Source organism: Klebsiella sp. 141251 (assembly GCF_050600725.1).
Taxonomy (GTDB): Bacteria; Pseudomonadota; Gammaproteobacteria; order Enterobacterales; family Enterobacteriaceae; genus Klebsiella; species Klebsiella aerogenes.
This window is the reverse complement of the sequence record NZ_JAQIRG010000001.1, coordinates 591,044-610,287: the sequence shown is the minus strand read 5'-3', so window position 1 is coordinate 610,287 and position 19,244 is coordinate 591,044. Positions and strand designations below refer to the sequence as shown.

The following is a 19,244-nucleotide window of genomic DNA, read 5'->3' as shown; positions in this document are numbered from 1 at the left end:
TGAGCCTGGACGCGCTGCCGCAGCCCAGGTATCAGCGTATTACTCGCCGGCAGGTTTACGCGGGCGACGACGGCGCGGCGGTTTACCGTCCTGGGCGCGCGCCTTCGGCGCTTCGCCATCCTGACGGCGCGGCGCAGCCTGCTGGCTACGACCCTGGTTTTGGCCCTGACCGCTGCGGCCCTGACCCTGACCACGGCCACCGCCGCTACGCTGCTGACGGCCGTTTTGAATCGGCTCCGCTTTAATTGACGGATCCGGCTCATAACCGGCAATAGCAATACGCGGGATCTCTTTTTTCAGCAGACGCTCGATATCACGCAGCAGCTTGTGCTCATCAACGCATACCAGCGACAGCGCTTCGCCGGTCGCCGCCGCGCGGCCGGTACGACCGATACGGTGGACATAATCTTCCGGCACGTTCGGCAGCTCGTAGTTCACCACGTGCGGCAGCTCTTCAATATCAAGGCCGCGGGCGGCGATATCGGTCGCTACCAGCACGCGAATGCCGCCGGATTTAAAGTCGGCCAGCGCGCGGGTACGCGCGCCCTGGCTCTTATTTCCGTGGATAGCGGCGCTGCGGATACCGTCTTTATTCAGTTGCTCGGCTAAATGGTTGGCGCCGTGCTTGGTACGAGTAAAGACCAGCACCTGCTGCCAGTTGCCTTCGCCAATCAGCTGCGAGAGCAGTTCACGCTTACGTTTCTTATCCACAAAGTGAACGTGCTGGGTGATCTGCTCAGAGGCGGTGTTGCGGCGCGCCACTTCAACTTCCAGCGGGTTATGCAGCAGTTTTTCCGCCAGGGCTTTGATCTCGTCGGAGAAGGTAGCGGAGAACAGCAGGTTTTGACGACGCGGCGGCAGTTTAGCCAGCACGCGGCGGATGTCGTGGATAAAGCCCATGTCCAGCATGCGGTCGGCTTCATCCAGAATCAGCACTTCAACTTTATCGAGGCTAACCGCATTCTGATGTTCGAGATCCAGCAGACGGCCCGGGGTGGCGACGAGGATATCGACGCCGCCGCGCAGTTTCATCATCTGCGGATTAATGCTTACGCCGCCGAAAACAACCAGCGAGCGGATATTCAGATACTTGCTGTAGTCGCGGACGTTCTCGCCCACCTGCGCCGCCAGCTCGCGGGTCGGCGTCAGGATCAGCGCGCGAACCGGGCGACGGCCCTTCGCGTGCGGCTCGTTCTGAATCAGACGTTGCAGCAGCGGCAGCGTAAAACCAGCGGTCTTACCGGTACCGGTCTGGGCGCTGGCCATCAGGTCGCGACCCTGCAGTACAGCCGGGATCGCCTTCTGCTGGATAGGGGTCGGCTCAACGTAGCCCTGCTCGGCGACGGCGCGCAGGATATCGGGATTCAGGCCAAGGGAATCAAAAGACATAACAACTCCGAACCGCCCCGGCCCGTTTAAGGGCGTAGTTTTCAGGGAGATTATTGCGATAGAGATGGCAAAAACCACAATGCCATGAAGGGGCGCAGTTTAGCAGATTTTGTGACGAACCGCATAAAATATCCCCGGAGGATTTAGCGGCAAAATAATGCTCGCCCGCGCGGCGTTATCTTCAGTATTCATCATTCTGGACAGATATGCGAATCACCTCTATTCTTAATCAATCGATTGATTAATTTTTTAGAGTGCGATGAACAGTACTTCCGTCACCAGTAAAGGCGAACAAGCCAAAAGCCAGCTTATCGCCGCCGCCATCGCGCAATTCGGCGAATATGGCCTCCATGCGACGACCCGCGATATCGCCGCGCAGGCCGGGCAAAATATCGCCGCTATCACCTATTATTTCGGTTCGAAAGACGACCTGTATCTCGCCTGCGCGCAGTGGATCGCCGACTGTATCGGCGAGAATTTCCGCCCGCATGCCGAAGCGGCCGAAGCCCTGCTCGCCCAGACGCCCCCCGACAAACCGGCGCTGCGGGAATTGATTCTGCGCAGCTGCCGCGATATGAGTCTGCTGCTGACCCAGGACGACACGGTCAACCTCAGCAAATTTATCTCTCGCGAGCAGCTCTCCCCTACGGCGGCTTACCAGCTTATCCACCAGCAGGTTATCGCCCCGCTACATAGCTATTTGACGCGGCTTATCGCCGCCTGGACCGGGCGCGATGCCAACGATACGCAAATGATTCTGCACACCCACGCCCTGCTTGGCGAGGTGCTGGCCTTCCGCCTCGGGCGGGAAACCATTTTACTGCGTACCGGCTGGGCGCAGTTCGATCAACAAAAGGCTGAACAAATTTTTCAGGTGATTACCTGTCATATCGATTTCATTCTGCAAGGGTTAGCGCAAAGGAGCCTGGGATCATGAAAAAACCCGTCGTCGTTCTACTGGTCGTCATCGTGCTCGCCGCGATCGGCGGCGCCTGGTGGTGGTATCAAAGCAGCCAGGCGAAAGATCTCACTCTCTATGGCAATGTCGATATTCGCACTGTGAATATGAGCTTCCGCGTCGGCGGACGGCTGGCAACCCTGAACGTCGATGAAGGCGATGAAATTCGCCGCGGGCAAACCCTCGGCGAACTTGACCGCGCGCCGTATGAGAACGCGCTGCAGCAGGCGCAGGCCAACGTCTCCACCGCCCAGGCGCAGTACGATTTGATGATGGCGGGCTACCGTGCCGAAGAGATTGCGCAGGCGGCGGCCGCGGTTAATCAGGCGCAGGCCGCCTGGGTCTATGCGCAGAATTTTTATCAACGTCAGCTCGGCCTGCGCGCCAGCAGCGCGATTTCAGCCAACGACCTCGAAAACGCCCGTTCTTCACGCGATCAGGCGCAGGCGACCCTAAAATCGGCGCAGGACAAACTGCGTCAATATCGCGCCGGTAACCGCCCGCAGGAAATTGCCCAGGCCAAAGCCAGCCTTGAACAGGCGCAGGCGGCCCTGGCGCAGGCCAAACTGGACCTGCACGATACCGTACTGACCGCGCCATCCGACGGTACCCTGATGACCCGAGCCGTAGAGCCCGGCACCATGTTGAACGCCGGCGGCACGGTGTTGACGCTATCGTTAACCCATCCGGTTTGGGTACGCGCCTACGTTGACGAGAAAAACCTTGGCCAGGCGCAGCCGGGGCGCGAAGTACTGCTGTATACCGATAGCCGGCCGAACAAGCCCTATCATGGTAAAATCGGCTTTGTCTCCCCCAGCGCCGAATTCACGCCGAAGACCGTGGAAACACCGGATTTGCGTACCGATCTCGTCTACCGCCTACGCATCGTGGTGAACGACGCCGACGGCGCGCTGCGTCAGGGCATGCCGGTCACCGTCTCCTTCAGCAACGGAAACGGGCATGAGTAAGGACGCGATAACTTTAACCGGACTGACACGCGGTTTTCCCGGTATGGACCGACCCGCGGTCGCGCCGCTGAACTGTACGATTCACTCAGGCTACGTCACAGGGCTCGTCGGCCCCGATGGCGCGGGTAAAACCACCCTGATGCGAATGCTGGCCGGTTTACTTAAGCCTGATGAGGGCAGCGCCAGCGTTATCGGCTTCGATCCGCTCAAGGACGACAGCGCGCTGCACGCGGCGCTCGGCTATATGCCGCAGAAATTCGGCCTGTATGAAGATCTGACGGTGATGGAAAACCTGAACCTGTACGCCGATCTGCGCAGCGTCACCGGCGAGGCGCGGAAGAAAATATTCGAGCGCCTGCTGGAATTCACTTCTCTTGGCCCTTTCACCGGGCGATTAGCCGGCAAACTCTCCGGCGGCATGAAGCAAAAACTGGGGCTCGCCTGTACGCTGGTAGGCGATCCGAAAGTGCTACTGTTAGATGAGCCCGGCGTCGGAGTCGATCCTATCTCGCGCCGCGAGCTGTGGCAGATGGTCCACGAACTGGCCGGCGACGGCATGCTTATTTTGTGGAGCACCTCTTATCTCGATGAAGCCGAGCAGTGCCGCGATGTGCTGCTGATGAACGAAGGTAAATTGCTTTACCAGGGCGAACCGAAGGCGCTGACGCAAACCATGGCCGGGCGCAGCTTTCTGGTCTCCAGCCCGCAGGAAAACAACCGCCGTCTGCTGCAGCGAGCGCTGAAACTCCCGCAAATTAGCGATGGCGTGATTCAGGGCAAATCGGTGCGTTTGATTCTGAAAAAGGAAGCCCGCATTGATGAAGTTCAGCAACATAACGACATGCCGCCGCTACAGGTGGCCGAAACCGCGCCGCGTTTTGAAGACGCCTTTATCGACCTGTTAGGCGGCGCCGGAACCGCCGAGTCGCCGCTGGGAGAGATTATTCATCACGTGGACGGCAGCAAAGACGAAACGGTCATTGAAGCACGGTCGTTAACGAAAAAGTTTGGTGATTTCGCCGCCACCGATCACGTCGATTTCCAGGTTAAGCGCGGTGAGATTTTCGGCCTGCTCGGGCCCAACGGCGCCGGTAAATCCACGACCTTCAAAATGATGTGCGGCCTGCTGGTGCCGACCGACGGAAAAGCGCTGGTGCTGGGGATGGATCTCAAGGTTAGCTCCGGTAAAGCGCGCCAGCATCTGGGCTACATGGCGCAAAAATTCTCGCTGTATGGCAACCTCAGCGTCGAGCAGAACCTGCGTTTTTTCTCCGGCGTTTACGGCCTACGCGGCCGGGCGCAAAATGAAAAAATCGCGCGCATGAGCGATGCCTTCGGCCTGAAAAGTATCGCCAGCCACGCCGCCGATGAGCTACCGCTCGGCTACAAGCAGCGGCTGGCGCTGGCCTGCTCGCTGATGCATGAACCCGACATCCTGTTTCTCGATGAACCCACCTCCGGCGTCGACCCGCTTACTCGCCGCGAATTCTGGCTGCATATCAACAGCATGGTCGATAAAGGGGTTACGGTGATGGTGACTACCCACTTTATGGATGAGGCGGAATACTGCGACCGCATCGGGCTGGTCTACCACGGTAAGCTTATCGCCAGCGGCACGCCGGACGCGCTGAAGGCGCAGGCGGCGAATGACAGTCAGGCGGATCCCACCATGGAACAGGCGTTTATTACCCTGATTAACCAATGGGACAAGGAAAACGGTCATGAGCAATAGCATTCTCTCCTGGCGACGGGTTCGCGCGCTGTGCGTCAAAGAGACCCGGCAGATCGTCCGCGATCCCAGCAGTTGGCTGATTGCGGTGGTGATCCCGCTACTCCTGCTGTTTATCTTCGGCTACGGCATTAACCTCGACTCCAGTAAACTGCGGGTCGGCGTATTGCTGGAACAGCAGAGCGAAGAGGCGCTGGACTTTGTCCATACCATGACCGGCTCGCCCTACATCGACGCCACCGTCAGCGATAATCGCCAGCAGTTGATTGAGCTGATGCAGGCCGGGCGCATTCGCGCGATGGTCGTCATTCCCGTCGATTTTGACCGTCAGATGGCCCGCGCCGGCGCCAATGCGCCGATTCAGTTGATTACCGACGGCAGCGAGCCTAACACCGCTAACTTCGCGCAGGGCTACGTCGAAGGTATCTGGCAGATCTGGCAACAGCAGCGGGCGGAAGACCGCGGTGAAACCTTTGAACCGCTTATTGACGTGCAGATGCGCTACTGGTTTAACCCAGCGGCCATCAGTCAGCACTTTATTATCCCCGGCGCAATTACCATCATCATGACCGTGGTCGGCGCGATATTGACCTCGCTGGTGGTAGCGCGCGAATGGGAACGCGGCACCATGGAAGCGCTGCTATCCACCGAAATCACCCGCGCCGAACTGCTGCTGTGCAAGATAATTCCCTACTATTTCCTTGGCATGCTGGCGATGTTGCTGTGTATGCTGGTATCGGTATTTATTCTCGGCGTGCCCTATCGCGGCTCGCTGCTAATTTTGTTTGTCATCACCAGCCTGTTTTTGCTCAGTACGCTGGGAATGGGGCTACTGATCTCGACCATTACCCGCAACCAATTTAACGCCGCGCAGGTCGCGTTGAACGCCGCTTTTTTACCGTCGATTATGTTGTCGGGGTTTATTTTCCAGATAGACAGTATGCCGGCGGTGATCCGCGCGGTGACCTACGTGATCCCGGCGCGTTATTTCGTTAACACCCTGCAAAGCCTGTTTCTGGCGGGCAATATTCCAGTGGTGCTGCTGGTGAACGTGCTGTTTTTGATTGCTTCGGCGGTGATGTTTATCGGCCTGACGTGGCTTAAAACCAAACGGCGTCTGGATTAACCCTGGCGCTCGAATTTTGCCCGGTGGCGCTACGCTTAACGGGCCTACGATAGGTTTCGGTCGCCCGGGTCCGACATGAGGAAGGTTCTATGTTTCATCGTTTATGGACATTAATCCGCAAAGAGCTGCAGTCGCTGCTGCGCGAACCGCAAACGCGGATGATTTTAATCATGCCGGTGCTGATTCAGGTACTGCTGTTTCCCTTTGCTGCCACGCTTGAGGTGACCAACGCTACCATCGCTATCTATAACGAAGATAGCGGCCGCCATGCGGTGGAGCTCACCCAGCGCTTTGCCCGCGCAAAGGCCTTTACCCACGTCCTGCTGCTGAAAAGCCCGCAGGCGATCCAGCCGACCATCGATGAACAAAAAGCCCTGCTCGTGGTGCGCTTCCCGGCAGATTTCTCGCGTAATCTCGACAACTACCAAACCGCCCCGCTACAGATACTGCTCGACGGGCGTAACTCCAACAGCGCGCAAATCGCCGCTAACTATCTACAGCAGATTGTTAAAAACTATCAGCAGGATCTGCTGCAGGACAAAGCGAAACCGAACAACAGCGAACTGGTGGTGCGCAACTGGTACAACCCGAATCTCGACTATAAATGGTTCGTGGTGCCGTCGCTAATCGCCATGATCACCACCATCGGGGTGATGATCGTCACCTCGCTGTCGGTGGCACGCGAGCGCGAACAGGGTACCCTCGATCAGCTGCTGGTTTCACCGCTCGCCACCTGGCAAATCTTCGTTGGCAAAGCGGTACCGGCGCTGATAGTCGCCACGATGCAGGCGACTATCGTGCTGGCAATCGGCATCTGGGCCTATCAGATCCCATTTGCCGGCTCGCTGCTGCTGTTCTATTTCACTATGCTGATTTACGGACTCTCGCTGGTGGGTTTTGGCTTATTGATTTCTTCGCTGTGTTCAACTCAGCAGCAGGCATTTATCGGCGTGTTCGTCTTTATGATGCCGGCGATTCTGCTTTCCGGCTACGTTTCACCGGTAGAAAACATGCCGCAGTGGCTGCAGGACATCACCTGGATCAACCCTATCCGGCACTTTACCGATATCACCAAACAAATTTATCTGAAGGATGCGAGTCTGAAGATTGTATGGGGAAGTTTGTGGCCGCTATTGGTGATAGCGGCCACCACCGGCTCAGCGGCGTATGCGATGTTCCGAAGAAAGATTGCCTAGTTTTTTATCTTTCGCCAGCAGCGATACCACCGCCGGGCCTGCCAGTATGACCAGCCCGGCGAGGGCCAGCAGCAGGTTGTTGTGCAGCACGCGCGACAACAACCAGAGCACTATCATGGCGGCGCCGAAGTACCAGGTTGTGGTGAGCTCCTCAAGGAAGTCCCCCACGTCGCGCCAGCGCGCTTCATGGTGACGCTGTAAAAACAGCATCGCCAGCAGGGTGACGCCGTACAGTACGCACAGCCCTAATCCGACGCGCACCAGCGCGCCGCTCATCCAACCCATCACCAGTACTGCCACGACCAGTAGATGCAACATAATCTGCCAGCAACTAAGACCTGTTGCGACGCGTACACGTTGTTGCCACTTCATGGCTTCTCTCCTGAAGGATTTTTCTCTGCTACTCAGAGTACCGCACTTTACGGAAAATTCCGTATCACCGCATCTTTTTGTGACGTCTACTACACTATTTTATTCAGGAAAGTGACATTAACTGGAGAATTATGGCTGAGCCAACGTCGCGAATTTCGGTGAACGTGCTGACAATTAACACTCATAAAGGCTTTACGGCGTTTAATCGGCGTTTTATTTTGCCCGAACTGCGCGAGGCCGTTCGCAGCGTCAGCGCCGACATAGTTTGCCTACAGGAAGTGATGGGCGCGCACGAAGTGCACCCTTTGCATATCGAAAACTGGCCTGACACCACCCATTACGAGTTTCTTGCCGACACCATGTGGAGCGATTACGCCTACGGGCGCAACGCGGTCTACCCCGAAGGCCATCACGGCAATGCGGTACTGTCGCGCTTTCCCATTGAATACTATGAAAATCGCGATATCTCAGTCGGCAATGGCGAAAAACGCGGCCTGCTTTACTGTCGCATCGTACCTCCGCGCAGCGGCGTGACGATCCACGTCATCTGCGTGCATCTCGGTCTTCGCGCGCACCAGCGGCAGGCACAGCTAACGATGCTGGCGGAGTGGGTCAATACGCTACCGGCAGACGATCCGGTGGTAGTAGCTGGTGATTTCAACGACTGGCGCCAGCAGGCTAATCAGCCCTTAAAAGCGCAGGCGGGGCTTGAAGAGATTTTTACTCGCGCCCGCGGGCGGCCGGTGCGCACCTTTCCGGTCGCTTTTCCGCTGCTGCGCCTCGATCGTATTTACGTTAAGAATGCTCATGCCAGCCATCCGAAGGCGCTGGCTCTTAAACACTGGCGGCATCTGTCCGATCATGCGCCCCTGAGCGTGGAGATACATCTGTGAAATGTCGCTGGCAGGAAGGCAATCGTATTACCCTACTGGAGAATGGCGACCAGTATTATCCGGCGTTATTCGCCGCCATTGGCCGCGCGCAGCGCAAGGTGATCCTCGAATCCTTTATCTGGTTTGAAGATGAGGTGGGCTGGCGCCTGCATGCGGTGCTGCTGAAAGCCGCCCGCCGCGGTATTCAGGTGGAAGTGCTGCTCGACGGCTACGGCTCGCCTGATCTCAGCGATGAGTTTGTTGGCGAACTCACCGCCGCTGGCGTGGTCTTCCGCTACTACGATCCGCGCCCCCGGCTAATGGGTATGCGTACCAATTTATTCCGCCGCATGCATCGAAAAATCGTGGTGATTGACGACACAACGGCGTTTGTCGGCGGCATCAACTACTCTGCCGAGCACATGAGCGATTACGGTCCGGAGGCGAAACAAGATTATGCCGTGCAGGTTGAGGGGCCGGTGGTGCTCGATATTCTACAATTCGAGCTGGAGAACCTGCCCACCAGCGAGGCAGCCCGCCGCTGGTGGCGTCGCCGTCGCCATCAGCCGGAAATTAACCAAACCCCTGGCGAAGCGCAGGCGCTATTTATCTGGCGCGATAATCACGAACATCGTGACGATATTGAACGTCACTATCTGAAGATGCTGACCAGCGCCCGCCGCGAGGTCATCATCGCCAACGCCTATTTCTTTCCCGGCTACCGTCTGCTGCACGCCATGCGCAATGCCGCCCGGCGCGGCGTACGGGTCAAGCTGATTGTCCAGGGCGAGCCGGATATTCCGATTGTTAAGTTTGGCGCCCATCTGCTGTACCACTACCTGATTAAAGGCGGCGTTCAGGTGTATGAATACCGCCGCCGTCCGCTGCATGGCAAGGTAGCGCTGGCGGACGACCACTGGGCCACCGTCGGTTCCAGTAACCTCGACCCGCTGAGCCTGTCGTTGAATCTGGAGGCCAACCTGATTATCCACGACCGCGAGTTCAACCAGACCCTGCGCGATAACCTCAACGGCCTTATCGCCAGAGATTGCCAGCAGATAGATAAGTCTATGCTGCCAAAACGCAACTGGTGGCGGCTCGGCGTCAGCGTGCTGGCCTTCCACTTTCTGCGCCACTTCCCCGCCTGGGTCGGTTGGCTGCCGGCGCATACCCCGCAGTTGGCCAGGGTCAGCCCGCCGGTGCAGCCGGAAATCGAAACCCAGGACCGGGTAGAAACGCAAACCAGAGACAATCCGCTATGAGCAAATCGCATCCCCGCTGGCGGATGGTGAAAAGAGTGCTGACCGTGCTCTTTTTTATCGCCGTTATCGTATTGCTGGTGATTTACGCGCAAAAGGTCGACTGGCAGGATGTATGGAAGGTTATCCGCGGCTACGATCGTCTGGCGCTATTTAGCGCCGTTGGGTTGGTTATCGTCAGCTACCTGATTTATGGCTGCTACGATCTGCTCGGGCGAGCCTGGTGCGGCCATAAGCTGGCAAAAAAACAGGTGATGCTGGTGTCGTTTATCTGCTACGCCTTTAACCTGACGCTGAGTACCTGGGTCGGCGGGATCGGAATGCGCTATCGGCTATACTCGCGGCTGGGGCTGAACGGCAGCACCATTACCCGTATTTTCTCGCTTAGCATTACCACTAACTGGCTGGGCTATATTCTGCTGGGCGGCGTCATATTCACCGCGAATCTGGTGACGCTGCCGCCGCACTGGTACATTAGCCAAACCACGCTACGTATTATTGGCGGCGTTCTGCTGCTTTTTACCCTGCTCTATCTTTTCGCTTGCGCCTTCGCTAAACGCCGCCACATGACGATTAAGGGGCAGCGGCTGGTGCTGCCCTCTTTTCGTTTCGCTCTACTACAGATAGGGATTTCGGCGGCGAACTGGATGGTGATGGGGGCGATTATCTGGCTGCTCCTGGGCAGCGAGATTAACTATTTTCTGGTGCTGGGCGTGCTGCTGGTGAGCAGTATCGCCGGCGTTATCGTTCATATTCCCGCCGGAATTGGCGTGCTGGAGGCGGTGTTTATCGCCATGCTCTCCGGCGAGTCGATTTCGAAGGGGGCGATAATCGCCGCTCTGCTGGCGTGGCGCGCGCTGTACTATTTTCTGCCGTTGCTGCTGGCGACCGTCGCCTATCTGGTGCTGGAGAGTCGGGCGAAAAAGCTGCGGCAGAAGAACGAACGCAAGCTGGCCCGCGGATGAAACGGCCCGGTTGCGCTTACCGGGCGACATTTTTGCGGATTGCCTGGATTGGTAGCCCGGATAAGGCGCATCGCGCCGCTATCCGGGATAACATTAACGGCGGTTGCCGAAGATACGCAGCAGCATCAGGAACAGGTTGATGAAGTCCAGATACAGCGTTAAAGCGCCGAGAATCGAATATTTACGCAGCGTGGCGCTATCGCGGGTATCAATCTGCTCGCCGATGTTTTTCAGCTTCTGGGTGTCGTAGGCGGTCAGGCCGACAAACACCACCACACCAATGTAAGTCACCGCCCACATCAGCGCTTCGCTCTTCAGCCACAGGTTAACCAACGACGCCAGCACGATACCAATCAGCCCCATAAACAGCATGCTGCCGAAGCCGCTCAGATCGCGCTTGGTGGTGTAACCATACAGGCTCATCGCGCCGAACATCCCGCCGGTCACCACAAAAGTGCTGGCGATAGACGAATAGGTATAAACGATAAAGATGCTCGCTAACGTTAGTCCGGTCAGCGCCGAATAAAGCATAAATAGCGTTGTCGCCATGCCCGCGCTTAAGCGCTGCACCATCCCCGAGAGCACAAACACCAGCGCCAGTTGGGCGATAATCAGCCCGAAGAAAGTGATTTTGCTTGAAAAGACGAACATCATGACCGCCGGGGTATTCGCCGCAAACCACGCGATAAACGCGGTTAACAACAATCCGACCGTCATCCAGCCGTAAACCTGCGCCATATAGGTCTGCAGGCCGCTGCGGCTCTGAACAATTGAATCGGAACGAGGGAATCTGTCCATGACTATCTCCTGATTAACAAGTTTCTCTCAGTAAGCGTATCACACTACCAGCGCTCTGCCGCCTGATGATCGCTGTCGCGGGCATCGACCCAGCGTTCGCCTTCCGGCGTCGCCTCGCGTTTCCAGAACGGCGCGCGGGTTTTCAGGTAATCCATAATGAACTCGCCGGCGGCGAAGGCGCTGCCGCGGTGGGCGCTGGTCACGCCAACGAAAACAATCTCTTCGCCCGGCCACATTTCGCCAATGCGATGGATAACCGTCACCCGGCCAAGCGGCCAACGCTCCCGCGCCTGTTCGACGATTTCCGCCAGCGATTTCTCGGTCATGCCCGGATAGTGCTCCAGCGTCAGCGCTTTCACGCTGTCGCCGAGATTGTGATTACGCACTTTGCCGGTGAAGGTGACCACCGCGCCGTCTTCATCGCGCTCGGCCAGCCACGGATACTCATCACCGACGCAAAAGCGCGCCGGGCTAACCACGATACGAGTTTGCGTCATCTTAGCCCCCGGTCACCGGCGGGAAAAACGCCACTTCGTCGCCGCTCGCGACCGGATGGTCAAACGAGGTCAGCGTCTGGTTGACTGCCGCCAGCAATTTTCCCTCTTCCAGCGCCAGCGCCCAGCGGTCTCCGCGCGCGGCAAGCTGCTGACGCACGGCTTCAACGGTCGGCAATTCGCTGGCGTCGAGAGTCAGGGTATCGGTGCCAACCAGTTCGCGCACCTGGGCAAAAAACAGGACGTTAATCATGGGCTTCCTCCACCTTAAAATCGCCGGACTTACCGCCGCTTTTCGCCAGCAGACGTACCGGGCCAATCACCATATCTTTCTGTACCGCTTTACACATATCGTAGATGGTCAGCGCGGCAACCGAGGCCGCGGTCAGCGCTTCCATTTCTACGCCGGTTTTACCGGTCAGGCGGCAGAGTGACTCAATGCGCACGCGGTTATGTTCCGGCTGCGCCTGCAGGTTCACTTCTACTTTGCTGAGCATCAGCGGATGACACAGCGGGATCAGCTCCCAGGTACGTTTCGCTGCCTGGATCCCGGCGATACGCGCGGTGGCGAACACATCGCCTTTATGGTGGCTGCCGTCAATGATCATCGCAAGCGTTGCGGCCTGCATTTCAACGTAAGCCTCAGCGCGCGCCTCGCGCACCGTTTCCGCTTTGGCGGAAACGTCAACCATGTGGGCTTCGCCCGCGGCGTTAATGTGGGTCAGTTGTGACATAAACTATTTCTTTAAATGAGGAATGAAGTTGCACGGGCGAGTGCGCGCATCCAGCTGCGGCGCGATAATATTGTCCCACGCGGTGGCGCAGGCCTTAGTCGAGCCCGGCATGGCGAAAATCAGCGTGCGGTTGGCAACGCCGGCAACGGCGCGGGACTGCAGCGTCGAGGTGCCAATCTCTTCAAACGAAAGCATACGGAACACTTCGCCAAAACCTTCGACCTCGCGGTCAAACAGCGGCAGCAGCGCTTCCGGCGCCTGATCGCCGTCGGTAAAACCGGTACCACCGGTGATCAGCACCACCTGCACCTCATCGCTGGCAATCCACGCCGAGACCTGGGCGCGAATCGCGTAGCGGTTCTCTTTCACAATCGCCTTATCGACGAGGGTATGTCCCGCTTCGTGCAGCGCATCGCGCAGCCAGTGGCCGGAGGTATCGTCCTCTTCGCCGCGGCGGTTGGAAACGGTAAGAATAGCAATACGGGTCGGGATAAACTCAGCGCTAGCCTGGCTCATCTGAATGCTCCTTTCGAAAACGATTATCCGCCAATATACGATAGATTCTGCGTAATACCGGTGTTGCCCTGGTGCAGGAAATGGGTCTGCTTTTTATGGGTTAAGGCTTCGGCTATCCGCGCTTCCAGCTCGGCCTGCTGCTCGTCCTCGGCCATCAGGTCGCGCAGATCTACGCCGCCTTCGCCAAACAGACACAGGTGCAGTTTGCCAACGGATGAGACGCGAAGACGGTTACAGGTGGCGCAGAAGTCTTTTTCATAGGGCATGATCAAGCCGATTTCGCCGGCGTAATCCGGATGGCAAAAGACCTGGGCCGGGCCATCGCTTCGCTGACGGATCTGGTGGATCCAGCCGCGACGCAGCAGTTCATCGCGCAGCACCATGCCGGAAATGTGGTGACGGCGGAACAGGTCGCTGCCCTCGCCGGTTTCCATTAACTCAATAAAACGCAGCTGAATACGACGTGGTTTGATCCACGCGAGGAAGGTGTCGAGCTGGTGATGGTTGACATCACGCATCAGCACGGTGTTGACCTTAACCTTTTCAAAACCGGCGGCAAAGGCGGCGTCAATACCGTCCATCACCTGCTGGAATTTATCCTGACCGGTAATGGCATGGAACTGGCGAGCGTCGAGGCTATCGACGCTGACGTTTATCGCCGTCAGCCCGGCATCGCGCCAGCGTTCGACATCGCGAGCCAGACGGTAACCATTGGTGGTCACCGCGATCTGACGAATCGCGCTGTTTTCACGCACGGCGGCAATAATCTCGGTAAAGTCGCGACGTAAAGAGGGTTCGCCGCCGGTAAGGCGGACTTTTTCCGTGCCAAGGGCGGAAAAAGCGCGCGTCACGCGGCGCACTTCGTCTACGCTAAGAAAGCCCTTGTTGGTCACGGCGCCGGGCTTGTAGCCATCCGGCAGGCAGTAGGTGCAACGAAAGTTACACACGTCGGTAATCGACAGGCGCAAGTAATAAAACTTACGCGCAAATGCATCAGTAAGCTGTGAGGCCATATACACCTTTCCAAGTACGGGAGGCGTGGTCATTTCTTTCCACGCCCTGGCGACAGCGCGGCTGCCGCGGCCAGAGCACCATATCTTGCGACACAGGTACTAAGGCTAGAGTGTTAGTTGGTTATGCCGATAGTAGCGCTTTCACGATGGTTTCGCCATTTTCATTTTCGCTATATAATCATCTATATATCGCTAATATCTTGCATTTTCAGTACAGAATAGCCAAAAATCACACTTTAACATTGATATCGGTCAGTTTGACGGAAACCGGGCATTATCTTTTAGGGGTAGATCGGATACGCTAAACCCGAACATTGAACAGAAGGAATTCGTATGCGCAATCGCACTTTCGCCGATCTGGACCGCGTCGTCGCCCTTGGCGGAGGCCATGGTCTGGGGCGGGTGATGTCGTCGCTCTCGTCGCTCGGCTCGCGCCTGACCGGCATCGTGACCACCACCGATAACGGCGGATCAACGGGGCGAATTCGCCGCTCGGAAGGGGGGATCGCCTGGGGCGATATGCGCAACTGCATTAATCAATTAATCGCCGAACCCAGCGTCGCTTCAGCAATGTTTGAGTACCGTTTTGGCGGCAATGGCGAGCTTTCCGGACATAACCTCGGAAATTTGATGTTAAAGGCGCTGGATCACCTGAGCGTACGGCCTTTAGAGGCCATCAATTTGATCAGAAATCTGCTTAAAGTAGATGCTTTCCTGATCCCGATGTCGGAACAACCGGTCGATCTGGTGGCGCTCGATCATGAAGGCCATGAAGTTTATGGTGAAGTGAATATCGATCAGTTGGATCACGTGCCTCAGGAACTGATGCTCAGCCCACCGGTGCCGGCGACTCGCGAAGCGGTTGAGGCCATCGCCGAGGCCGATCTGATCCTGATTGGGCCCGGAAGCTTCTACACCAGCCTGCTGCCCATTTTACTGCTCGACGAAATGGCCCAGGCGCTGCGGCGGACCCCGGCGCCCATGGTGTTTATCGATAACCTGGGTAAGGAACATAGCCCAGCCGCCAATCTGACGCTGGCGGACAGAATTACTATTCTGGAACATTACGTCGGCAAAAAAGTGATTGATGCCGCCATCGTCGGGCCGAAAGCCGATGTTAAGGGTATGGAAGAACGACTGGTGATTCAAACCGCGCTGGATGCCAGCGATGTCACCTATCGGCATGACCGCGTACTGCTTCGCCAGGCGCTGGAGCAGGCTATTCAGGCATTAGGTTAATCCTCAAGCGGCACTATTTTAAACAAGACTACGCCTCAGATTAAAATCTTAAGGTTGTCTTAAAATATCGCTGTCAACATAACGAGCATCTCCTACTACGGGTATTCGTTATGTCGTTTATTTCTTTACGTCGGCCGGTACTCGGCCGCACGGCTTATTTGATTCTCTTTGCCTGTTATATCGGTATCTTTCTTAACCTGGCCTTTTATCGCCAGGTTTTCCCGCTACTGCCGGTAAACAATCTCCATAACTGGCTGGTTTTCCTCAGTATGCCGATCGTGGCGATTAGCGTGATGAACATCATCACCACCCTCGCCTCGTTCTTAAAACTCGACCGGGTGGTCATCAGCCTGTTTATTCTGCTGAGCGCCTCGGCGCAGTACTTTATCTGGACCTTCGGCGTGGTGATCGATCGTTCGATGATCGCCAATATCTTCGATACGACACCTGCGGAAAGCTTTGCTCTGCTGTCGACGAAAATGGTCATCATACTGGGCCTCTCCGGGCTATTGATGGTTCTGGTCGCCTGGTGGATTAAAGTTCGTAAACCGGCCTCTTTCTGGCGCGGCGCGGCGATGCGCCTGCTCAATATCGCCGTTTCAGCACTGCTGATTGTGCTGGTGGCGGCGCTGTTCTACAAAGATTACGCCTCGGTGTTCCGTAACAATAAAGAGCTGGTGAAATCGTTAAGTCCCTCCAACAGCATTGTGGCGCTGAACTCATGGTATGCGCATAACCGGATGGACAACCTGCCGCTGGTGAAGATCGGCGAAGATGCCAAACAGAAAGCGGTGATGCATAACGGCGCGCGTAAAAATCTGACCATCGTGGTGCTGGGAGAAACCTCGCGCGCCGAGAATTTCTCGCTGGGCGGTTACGATCGCGAAACTAACCCACGCCTGAAGCAGGACGACGTGGTGTACTTCCCGAAAACCACCTCCTGCGGCACCGCGACCGCGGTTTCCGTCCCCTGCATGTTCTCCAATATGCCGCGCGCGCATTACGATGAAGAACTGGCGCACCATCAGGAAGGCGTTCTGGATATTCTTCAGCGCGCCGGTGTACAGGTGCTGTGGAACGACAACGATGGCGGCTGTAAGGGCGCCTGTGACCGCGTACCGCACCAAAACGTCACCAACCTGAACCTTAGCGGCCAGTGCATTGATGGCGAGTGCTACGATGACGTGCTGTTCCATAATCTTGATAGCTATATCGATAATTTACAGCAGGATGGCATTATCGTTCTGCACACCATTGGTAGTCATGGCCCGACCTATTACAACCGCTACCCGGCTGAATTCAAAAAATTCACCCCAACCTGCAATACCAATGAAATCCAAAGTTGTACGCAACAACAGTTGACCAATACCTATGACAACACCATTTTGTATGTCGACTATGTGGTTGATAAAGCGATAAAATTGCTGCAATCAAAACAAGATAGATTTACCACCAGTCTGGTGTATTTATCTGACCACGGCGAATCGCTGGGTGAAGATGGCGTGTATCTGCATGGCCTGCCTTACTCAATTGCGCCGGACACGCAAAAACACGTGCCGATGCTGCTGTGGCTGTCGCCGGATTACCAGCAACGCTATGGCGTATCCAGCCAGTGTTTGCAACAACAGGCGAAGACGAACGATTATTCACAAGATAATCTGTTTTCTACCCTGCTTGGCCTGCTCGGGGTAGACACCCGCGAGTATCAGGCAAAAGACGACCTTTTAACGCCATGTAGAGAGACCGGCAGATGAAAATCTTAGTCATTGAAGACGATGCGCTCCTGTTACAAGGGTTAATCCTGGCCATGCAAAGCGAAGGCTATGTCTGCGATGGCGTCGCCACCGCGCACGAAGCCGCGCTGTCGCTAGCCAGCAACCATTACAGTCTGGTGGTGCTCGACCTGGGCCTGCCGGATGAAGACGGTCTGCATTTCCTGGCGCGTATGCGCCGGGAGAAATTCACCCAGCCGGTGCTCATCCTCACCGCCCGCGATACCGTGGGCGACCGCATCAGCGGGCTGGATACCGGCGCAGATGATTACCTGGTGAAACCTTTCGCGCTGGAAGAGCTCAACGCCCGCATTCGCGCGCTGCTGCGTCGTCATAATAATCAGGGCGATAATGAGCTGACCGTCGGCAACCTGCGCCTTAATGTTACCCGTCGTCAGGTGTGGCTGGCCGGCGAATCGCTGGAGCTGACGCCAAAAGAGTATGCCCTGCTCTCGCGCCTGATGATGAAGGCCGGCAGCCCGGTGCATCGCGAAATTCTCTACAATGATATCTACAGCTGGGATAACGAACCGGCCACCAATACCCTCGAAGTGCATATTCATAATCTGCGCGACAAGATTGGTAAAGCGCGGATCCGCACCGTCCGCGGCTTTGGCTACATGCTGGTGAATAATACGGAGTCAGAATAACGCTATGGCACTGTTTGCGACCGAAACCTGGACCATGCGCCACCGCCTGCTGCTGACCATCGGCGCGATTCTGGTGGTCTGCCAGCTGATCAGCGTATTTTGGCTATGGCATGAAAGCAAAGAGCAAATCCAGCTGCTGGTTGCCAGCGCCATTGAGGGTCATAACAATCAAAGGCACGTCGAGCATGAGGTACGCGAGGCGGTCGCCAGCCTGCTGGTACCCAGCCTGCTGATCATCGGGCTGGCGCTGTATATCAGCCTGGTGGCGGTGAAGAAAATCACCCGCCCGCTATCAAATCTGCAGAGCGAGCTGGAAAGCCGGACGCCGGATAATCTGCAACCCATTATTCTGCAGGAGTCGGTGCCGGAAGTGACCGCAGTGACTATGGCGATTAACCAACTGGTGTCGCGGCTGACCATGACGCTCGATCGCGAGCGTCTGTTTACCGCCGACGTCGCCCACGAACTGCGTACCCCTCTTGCCGGGCTGCGCCTGCATCTGGAACTGCTGGCGAAGGTTCACGGCGTCAGCGTTGATCCCTTAATTCAACGTCTCGATCAGATGACCAACAGCATTTCTCAGCTGCTACAACTGGCGCGCGTTGGGCAGTCGTTTTCCGCCGGCAGTTACCAGCAGGTTCATTTGCACGAAGATGTGGTGGAGCCTCTACAGGATGAGCTGAAAACAATGCTCGAAGCGCGCCAGCAGACGCTGGAGATAGAAAGCGGCGCAGGCGAGGATCTCATTTCCGGAGATGCGACGCTGGCGCGGGTGATTTTACGCAATCTGGTGGAGAATGCGCACCGTTATAGCCCCGCGGGATCGAAGATTAAGATTTCGGTAAAACCGGGAAATACGCCGATTCTGGCAGTAGAAGATGAAGGGCCGGGCATTGATGAGGCCAAGAGCGGCGAACTGAGTAAAGCGTTTGTCCGCATGGACAGCCGCTATGGCGGAATAGGCCTCGGTTTAAGCATTGTCACCCGCATCGCTCAACTTCACGATGCGCAATTCTTTTTACATAACCGCCAGCCCGGGCCGGGCGTCCGCGCCTGGGTGCTGTTCCCACGCAGTTCGCGTCAGAAGGTTAATACCCATTGATGTAAGAAGGCGATCACAATCACAAAGGCGGTCGCAATGGCCAGATATTCACGGTTGGTCAGTTTTTGCATGGCGCTATCCTCATTAAACTG

General features: G+C 56.7%; 20 protein-coding genes and 1 riboswitch. Of the genes, 12 read left to right on the top strand and 8 right to left on the bottom strand.

From position 1 onward, the window contains the following. Positions 1–39: 39 nt before the first annotated feature. Complete coding sequence (gene rhlE / locus PGR09_RS02965; RefSeq protein WP_063414760.1) at positions 40–1,389, bottom strand: ATP-dependent RNA helicase RhlE; 1,350 nt, start codon at positions 1,387–1,389, stop codon at positions 40–42. Positions 1,390–1,648: 259 nt separating this feature from the next. Between rhlE and cecR the strand changes: the two genes are divergently transcribed. The 5 genes from cecR (at position 1,649) to PGR09_RS02940 (ending at position 7,366) form a co-directional block, all read left to right on the top strand. After that, a complete protein-coding gene (cecR, locus tag PGR09_RS02960) occupies positions 1,649–2,326 on the top strand; it encodes a transcriptional regulator CecR (RefSeq protein WP_045395044.1) in 678 nt (225 codons plus the stop codon). Further along, positions 2,323–3,315, top strand: a complete 993-nt coding sequence (gene hlyD / locus PGR09_RS02955) for a secretion protein HlyD (RefSeq protein ID WP_045395045.1) — start codon at positions 2,323–2,325, stop codon at positions 3,313–3,315. The genes cecR and hlyD overlap by 4 nt, the downstream gene beginning before the upstream one ends. Beyond that, positions 3,308–5,047 (top strand): ATP-binding cassette domain-containing protein, encoded by a 1,740-nt coding sequence (locus tag PGR09_RS02950; RefSeq protein ID WP_045395046.1) that lies wholly within the window; start codon positions 3,308–3,310, stop codon positions 5,045–5,047. Before hlyD ends, PGR09_RS02950 begins: the two co-directional genes overlap by 8 nt. After that, the gene (locus PGR09_RS02945) at positions 5,037–6,170 is read left to right on the top strand and encodes an ABC transporter permease (protein ID WP_042895141.1); all 1,134 of its coding nucleotides are present in this window, start codon (positions 5,037–5,039) and stop codon (positions 6,168–6,170) included. Before PGR09_RS02950 ends, PGR09_RS02945 begins: the two co-directional genes overlap by 11 nt. Before the next feature lie 89 nt (positions 6,171–6,259). After that, on the top strand, positions 6,260–7,366 hold the full coding sequence (locus tag PGR09_RS02940) for an ABC transporter permease (protein ID WP_320483045.1): 1,107 nt from the start codon (positions 6,260–6,262) through the stop codon (positions 7,364–7,366). Here the strand turns inward: PGR09_RS02940 and PGR09_RS02935 are convergent. Beyond that, entirely contained in the window at positions 7,328–7,738 is a 411-nt protein-coding gene (locus tag PGR09_RS02935; RefSeq protein WP_047049141.1) for a YbhQ family protein, read from the bottom strand. The genes PGR09_RS02940 and PGR09_RS02935 overlap by 39 nt on opposite strands. A gap of 131 nt (positions 7,739–7,869) precedes the next feature. On the opposite strand from PGR09_RS02935, the gene PGR09_RS02930 reads away from it, so the two are divergent. The 3 genes from PGR09_RS02930 to PGR09_RS02920 are packed head-to-tail and all read left to right on the top strand — an operon-like array spanning position 7,870 to position 10,834. After that, a complete protein-coding gene (locus tag PGR09_RS02930) occupies positions 7,870–8,631 on the top strand; it encodes an endonuclease/exonuclease/phosphatase family protein (RefSeq protein ID WP_047049144.1) in 762 nt (253 codons plus the stop codon). Next, positions 8,628–9,872: a cardiolipin synthase ClsB gene (gene clsB, locus PGR09_RS02925; protein ID WP_015704806.1), complete on the top strand. Its 1,245-nt coding sequence runs from the start codon at positions 8,628–8,630 to the stop codon at positions 9,870–9,872. Before PGR09_RS02930 ends, clsB begins: the two co-directional genes overlap by 4 nt. Further along, complete coding sequence (locus PGR09_RS02920; RefSeq protein WP_063414756.1) at positions 9,869–10,834, top strand: lysylphosphatidylglycerol synthase domain-containing protein; 966 nt, start codon at positions 9,869–9,871, stop codon at positions 10,832–10,834. Before clsB ends, PGR09_RS02920 begins: the two co-directional genes overlap by 4 nt. A gap of 93 nt (positions 10,835–10,927) precedes the next feature. On the opposite strand, the gene PGR09_RS02915 is transcribed toward PGR09_RS02920, so the two are convergent. From PGR09_RS02915 to moaA, 6 genes are all read right to left on the bottom strand, one after another. Then, on the bottom strand, positions 10,928–11,632 hold the full coding sequence (locus PGR09_RS02915; RefSeq protein WP_045395050.1) for a Bax inhibitor-1/YccA family protein: 705 nt from the start codon (positions 11,630–11,632) through the stop codon (positions 10,928–10,930). A 44-nt stretch (positions 11,633–11,676) separates the two neighbouring features. Continuing rightward, a complete protein-coding gene (moaE, locus tag PGR09_RS02910; protein WP_032707649.1) occupies positions 11,677–12,129 on the bottom strand; it encodes a molybdopterin synthase catalytic subunit MoaE in 453 nt (150 codons plus the stop codon). Between the two features lies 1 nt (position 12,130). After that, positions 12,131–12,379: a molybdopterin synthase sulfur carrier subunit gene (moaD, locus tag PGR09_RS02905; protein ID WP_015367604.1), complete on the bottom strand. Its 249-nt coding sequence runs from the start codon at positions 12,377–12,379 to the stop codon at positions 12,131–12,133. After that, positions 12,372–12,860 (bottom strand): cyclic pyranopterin monophosphate synthase MoaC, encoded by a 489-nt coding sequence (gene moaC, locus PGR09_RS02900; RefSeq protein ID WP_047049152.1) that lies wholly within the window; start codon positions 12,858–12,860, stop codon positions 12,372–12,374. The genes moaD and moaC overlap by 8 nt, the downstream gene beginning before the upstream one ends. A gap of 3 nt (positions 12,861–12,863) precedes the next feature. Further along, positions 12,864–13,376: a molybdenum cofactor biosynthesis protein B gene (gene moaB, locus PGR09_RS02895; RefSeq protein WP_045395052.1), complete on the bottom strand. Its 513-nt coding sequence runs from the start codon at positions 13,374–13,376 to the stop codon at positions 12,864–12,866. A 23-nt stretch (positions 13,377–13,399) separates the two neighbouring features. Continuing rightward, positions 13,400–14,389, bottom strand: a complete 990-nt coding sequence (gene moaA, locus PGR09_RS02890; protein ID WP_059304916.1) for a GTP 3',8-cyclase MoaA — start codon at positions 14,387–14,389, stop codon at positions 13,400–13,402. Further along, a riboswitch (molybdenum cofactor riboswitch) is annotated at positions 14,377–14,514 on the bottom strand. It overlaps the preceding gene by 13 nt. A 208-nt stretch (positions 14,515–14,722) precedes the next feature. Between moaA and yvcK the strand changes: the two genes are divergently transcribed. The 4 genes from yvcK to pmrB all read left to right on the top strand — a co-directional run bounded on the left by yvcK (position 14,723) and on the right by pmrB (position 19,152). Then, the gene (yvcK, locus tag PGR09_RS02885) at positions 14,723–15,628 is read left to right on the top strand and encodes a uridine diphosphate-N-acetylglucosamine-binding protein YvcK (protein ID WP_045395054.1); all 906 of its coding nucleotides are present in this window, start codon (positions 14,723–14,725) and stop codon (positions 15,626–15,628) included. A gap of 110 nt (positions 15,629–15,738) precedes the next feature. After that, positions 15,739–17,382: a phosphoethanolamine transferase EptA gene (gene eptA, locus PGR09_RS02880; RefSeq protein WP_047049158.1), complete on the top strand. Its 1,644-nt coding sequence runs from the start codon at positions 15,739–15,741 to the stop codon at positions 17,380–17,382. Beyond that, complete coding sequence (gene pmrA, locus PGR09_RS02875) at positions 17,379–18,050, top strand: two-component system response regulator PmrA (protein ID WP_032705592.1); 672 nt, start codon at positions 17,379–17,381, stop codon at positions 18,048–18,050. Before eptA ends, pmrA begins: the two co-directional genes overlap by 4 nt. A gap of 4 nt (positions 18,051–18,054) precedes the next feature. After that, positions 18,055–19,152: a two-component system sensor histidine kinase PmrB gene (gene pmrB, locus PGR09_RS02870; RefSeq protein ID WP_047049161.1), complete on the top strand. Its 1,098-nt coding sequence runs from the start codon at positions 18,055–18,057 to the stop codon at positions 19,150–19,152. Positions 19,153–19,244: the final 92 nt, after the last annotated feature.

Excerpts from the sequence above, each read along its gene's own strand:
- rhlE (WP_063414760.1), bottom strand. The coding sequence starts at position 1,389 with ATGTCTTTTGATTCCCTTGGCCTGAATCCCGATATCCTGCGCGCCGTC.
- cecR (WP_045395044.1), top strand. The coding sequence starts at position 1,649 with ATGAACAGTACTTCCGTCACCAGTAAAGGCGAACAAGCCAAAAGCCAG.
- hlyD (WP_045395045.1), top strand. The coding sequence starts at position 2,323 with ATGAAAAAACCCGTCGTCGTTCTACTGGTCGTCATCGTGCTCGCCGCG.
- PGR09_RS02950 (WP_045395046.1), top strand. The coding sequence starts at position 3,308 with ATGAGTAAGGACGCGATAACTTTAACCGGACTGACACGCGGTTTTCCC.
- PGR09_RS02945 (WP_042895141.1), top strand. The coding sequence starts at position 5,037 with ATGAGCAATAGCATTCTCTCCTGGCGACGGGTTCGCGCGCTGTGCGTC.
- PGR09_RS02940 (WP_320483045.1), top strand. The coding sequence starts at position 6,260 with ATGTTTCATCGTTTATGGACATTAATCCGCAAAGAGCTGCAGTCGCTG.
- PGR09_RS02935 (WP_047049141.1), bottom strand. The coding sequence starts at position 7,738 with ATGAAGTGGCAACAACGTGTACGCGTCGCAACAGGTCTTAGTTGCTGG.
- PGR09_RS02930 (WP_047049144.1), top strand. The coding sequence starts at position 7,870 with ATGGCTGAGCCAACGTCGCGAATTTCGGTGAACGTGCTGACAATTAAC.
- PGR09_RS02920 (WP_063414756.1), top strand. The coding sequence starts at position 9,869 with ATGAGCAAATCGCATCCCCGCTGGCGGATGGTGAAAAGAGTGCTGACC.
- PGR09_RS02915 (WP_045395050.1), bottom strand. The coding sequence starts at position 11,632 with ATGGACAGATTCCCTCGTTCCGATTCAATTGTTCAGAGCCGCAGCGGC.
- moaE (WP_032707649.1), bottom strand. The coding sequence starts at position 12,129 with ATGACGCAAACTCGTATCGTGGTTAGCCCGGCGCGCTTTTGCGTCGGT.
- moaD (WP_015367604.1), bottom strand. The coding sequence starts at position 12,379 with ATGATTAACGTCCTGTTTTTTGCCCAGGTGCGCGAACTGGTTGGCACC.
- moaC (WP_047049152.1), bottom strand. The coding sequence starts at position 12,860 with ATGTCACAACTGACCCACATTAACGCCGCGGGCGAAGCCCACATGGTT.
- moaB (WP_045395052.1), bottom strand. The coding sequence starts at position 13,376 with ATGAGCCAGGCTAGCGCTGAGTTTATCCCGACCCGTATTGCTATTCTT.
- moaA (WP_059304916.1), bottom strand. The coding sequence starts at position 14,389 with ATGGCCTCACAGCTTACTGATGCATTTGCGCGTAAGTTTTATTACTTG.
- yvcK (WP_045395054.1), top strand. The coding sequence starts at position 14,723 with ATGCGCAATCGCACTTTCGCCGATCTGGACCGCGTCGTCGCCCTTGGC.
- eptA (WP_047049158.1), top strand. The coding sequence starts at position 15,739 with ATGTCGTTTATTTCTTTACGTCGGCCGGTACTCGGCCGCACGGCTTAT.
- pmrA (WP_032705592.1), top strand. The coding sequence starts at position 17,379 with ATGAAAATCTTAGTCATTGAAGACGATGCGCTCCTGTTACAAGGGTTA.
- pmrB (WP_047049161.1), top strand. The coding sequence starts at position 18,055 with ATGGCACTGTTTGCGACCGAAACCTGGACCATGCGCCACCGCCTGCTG.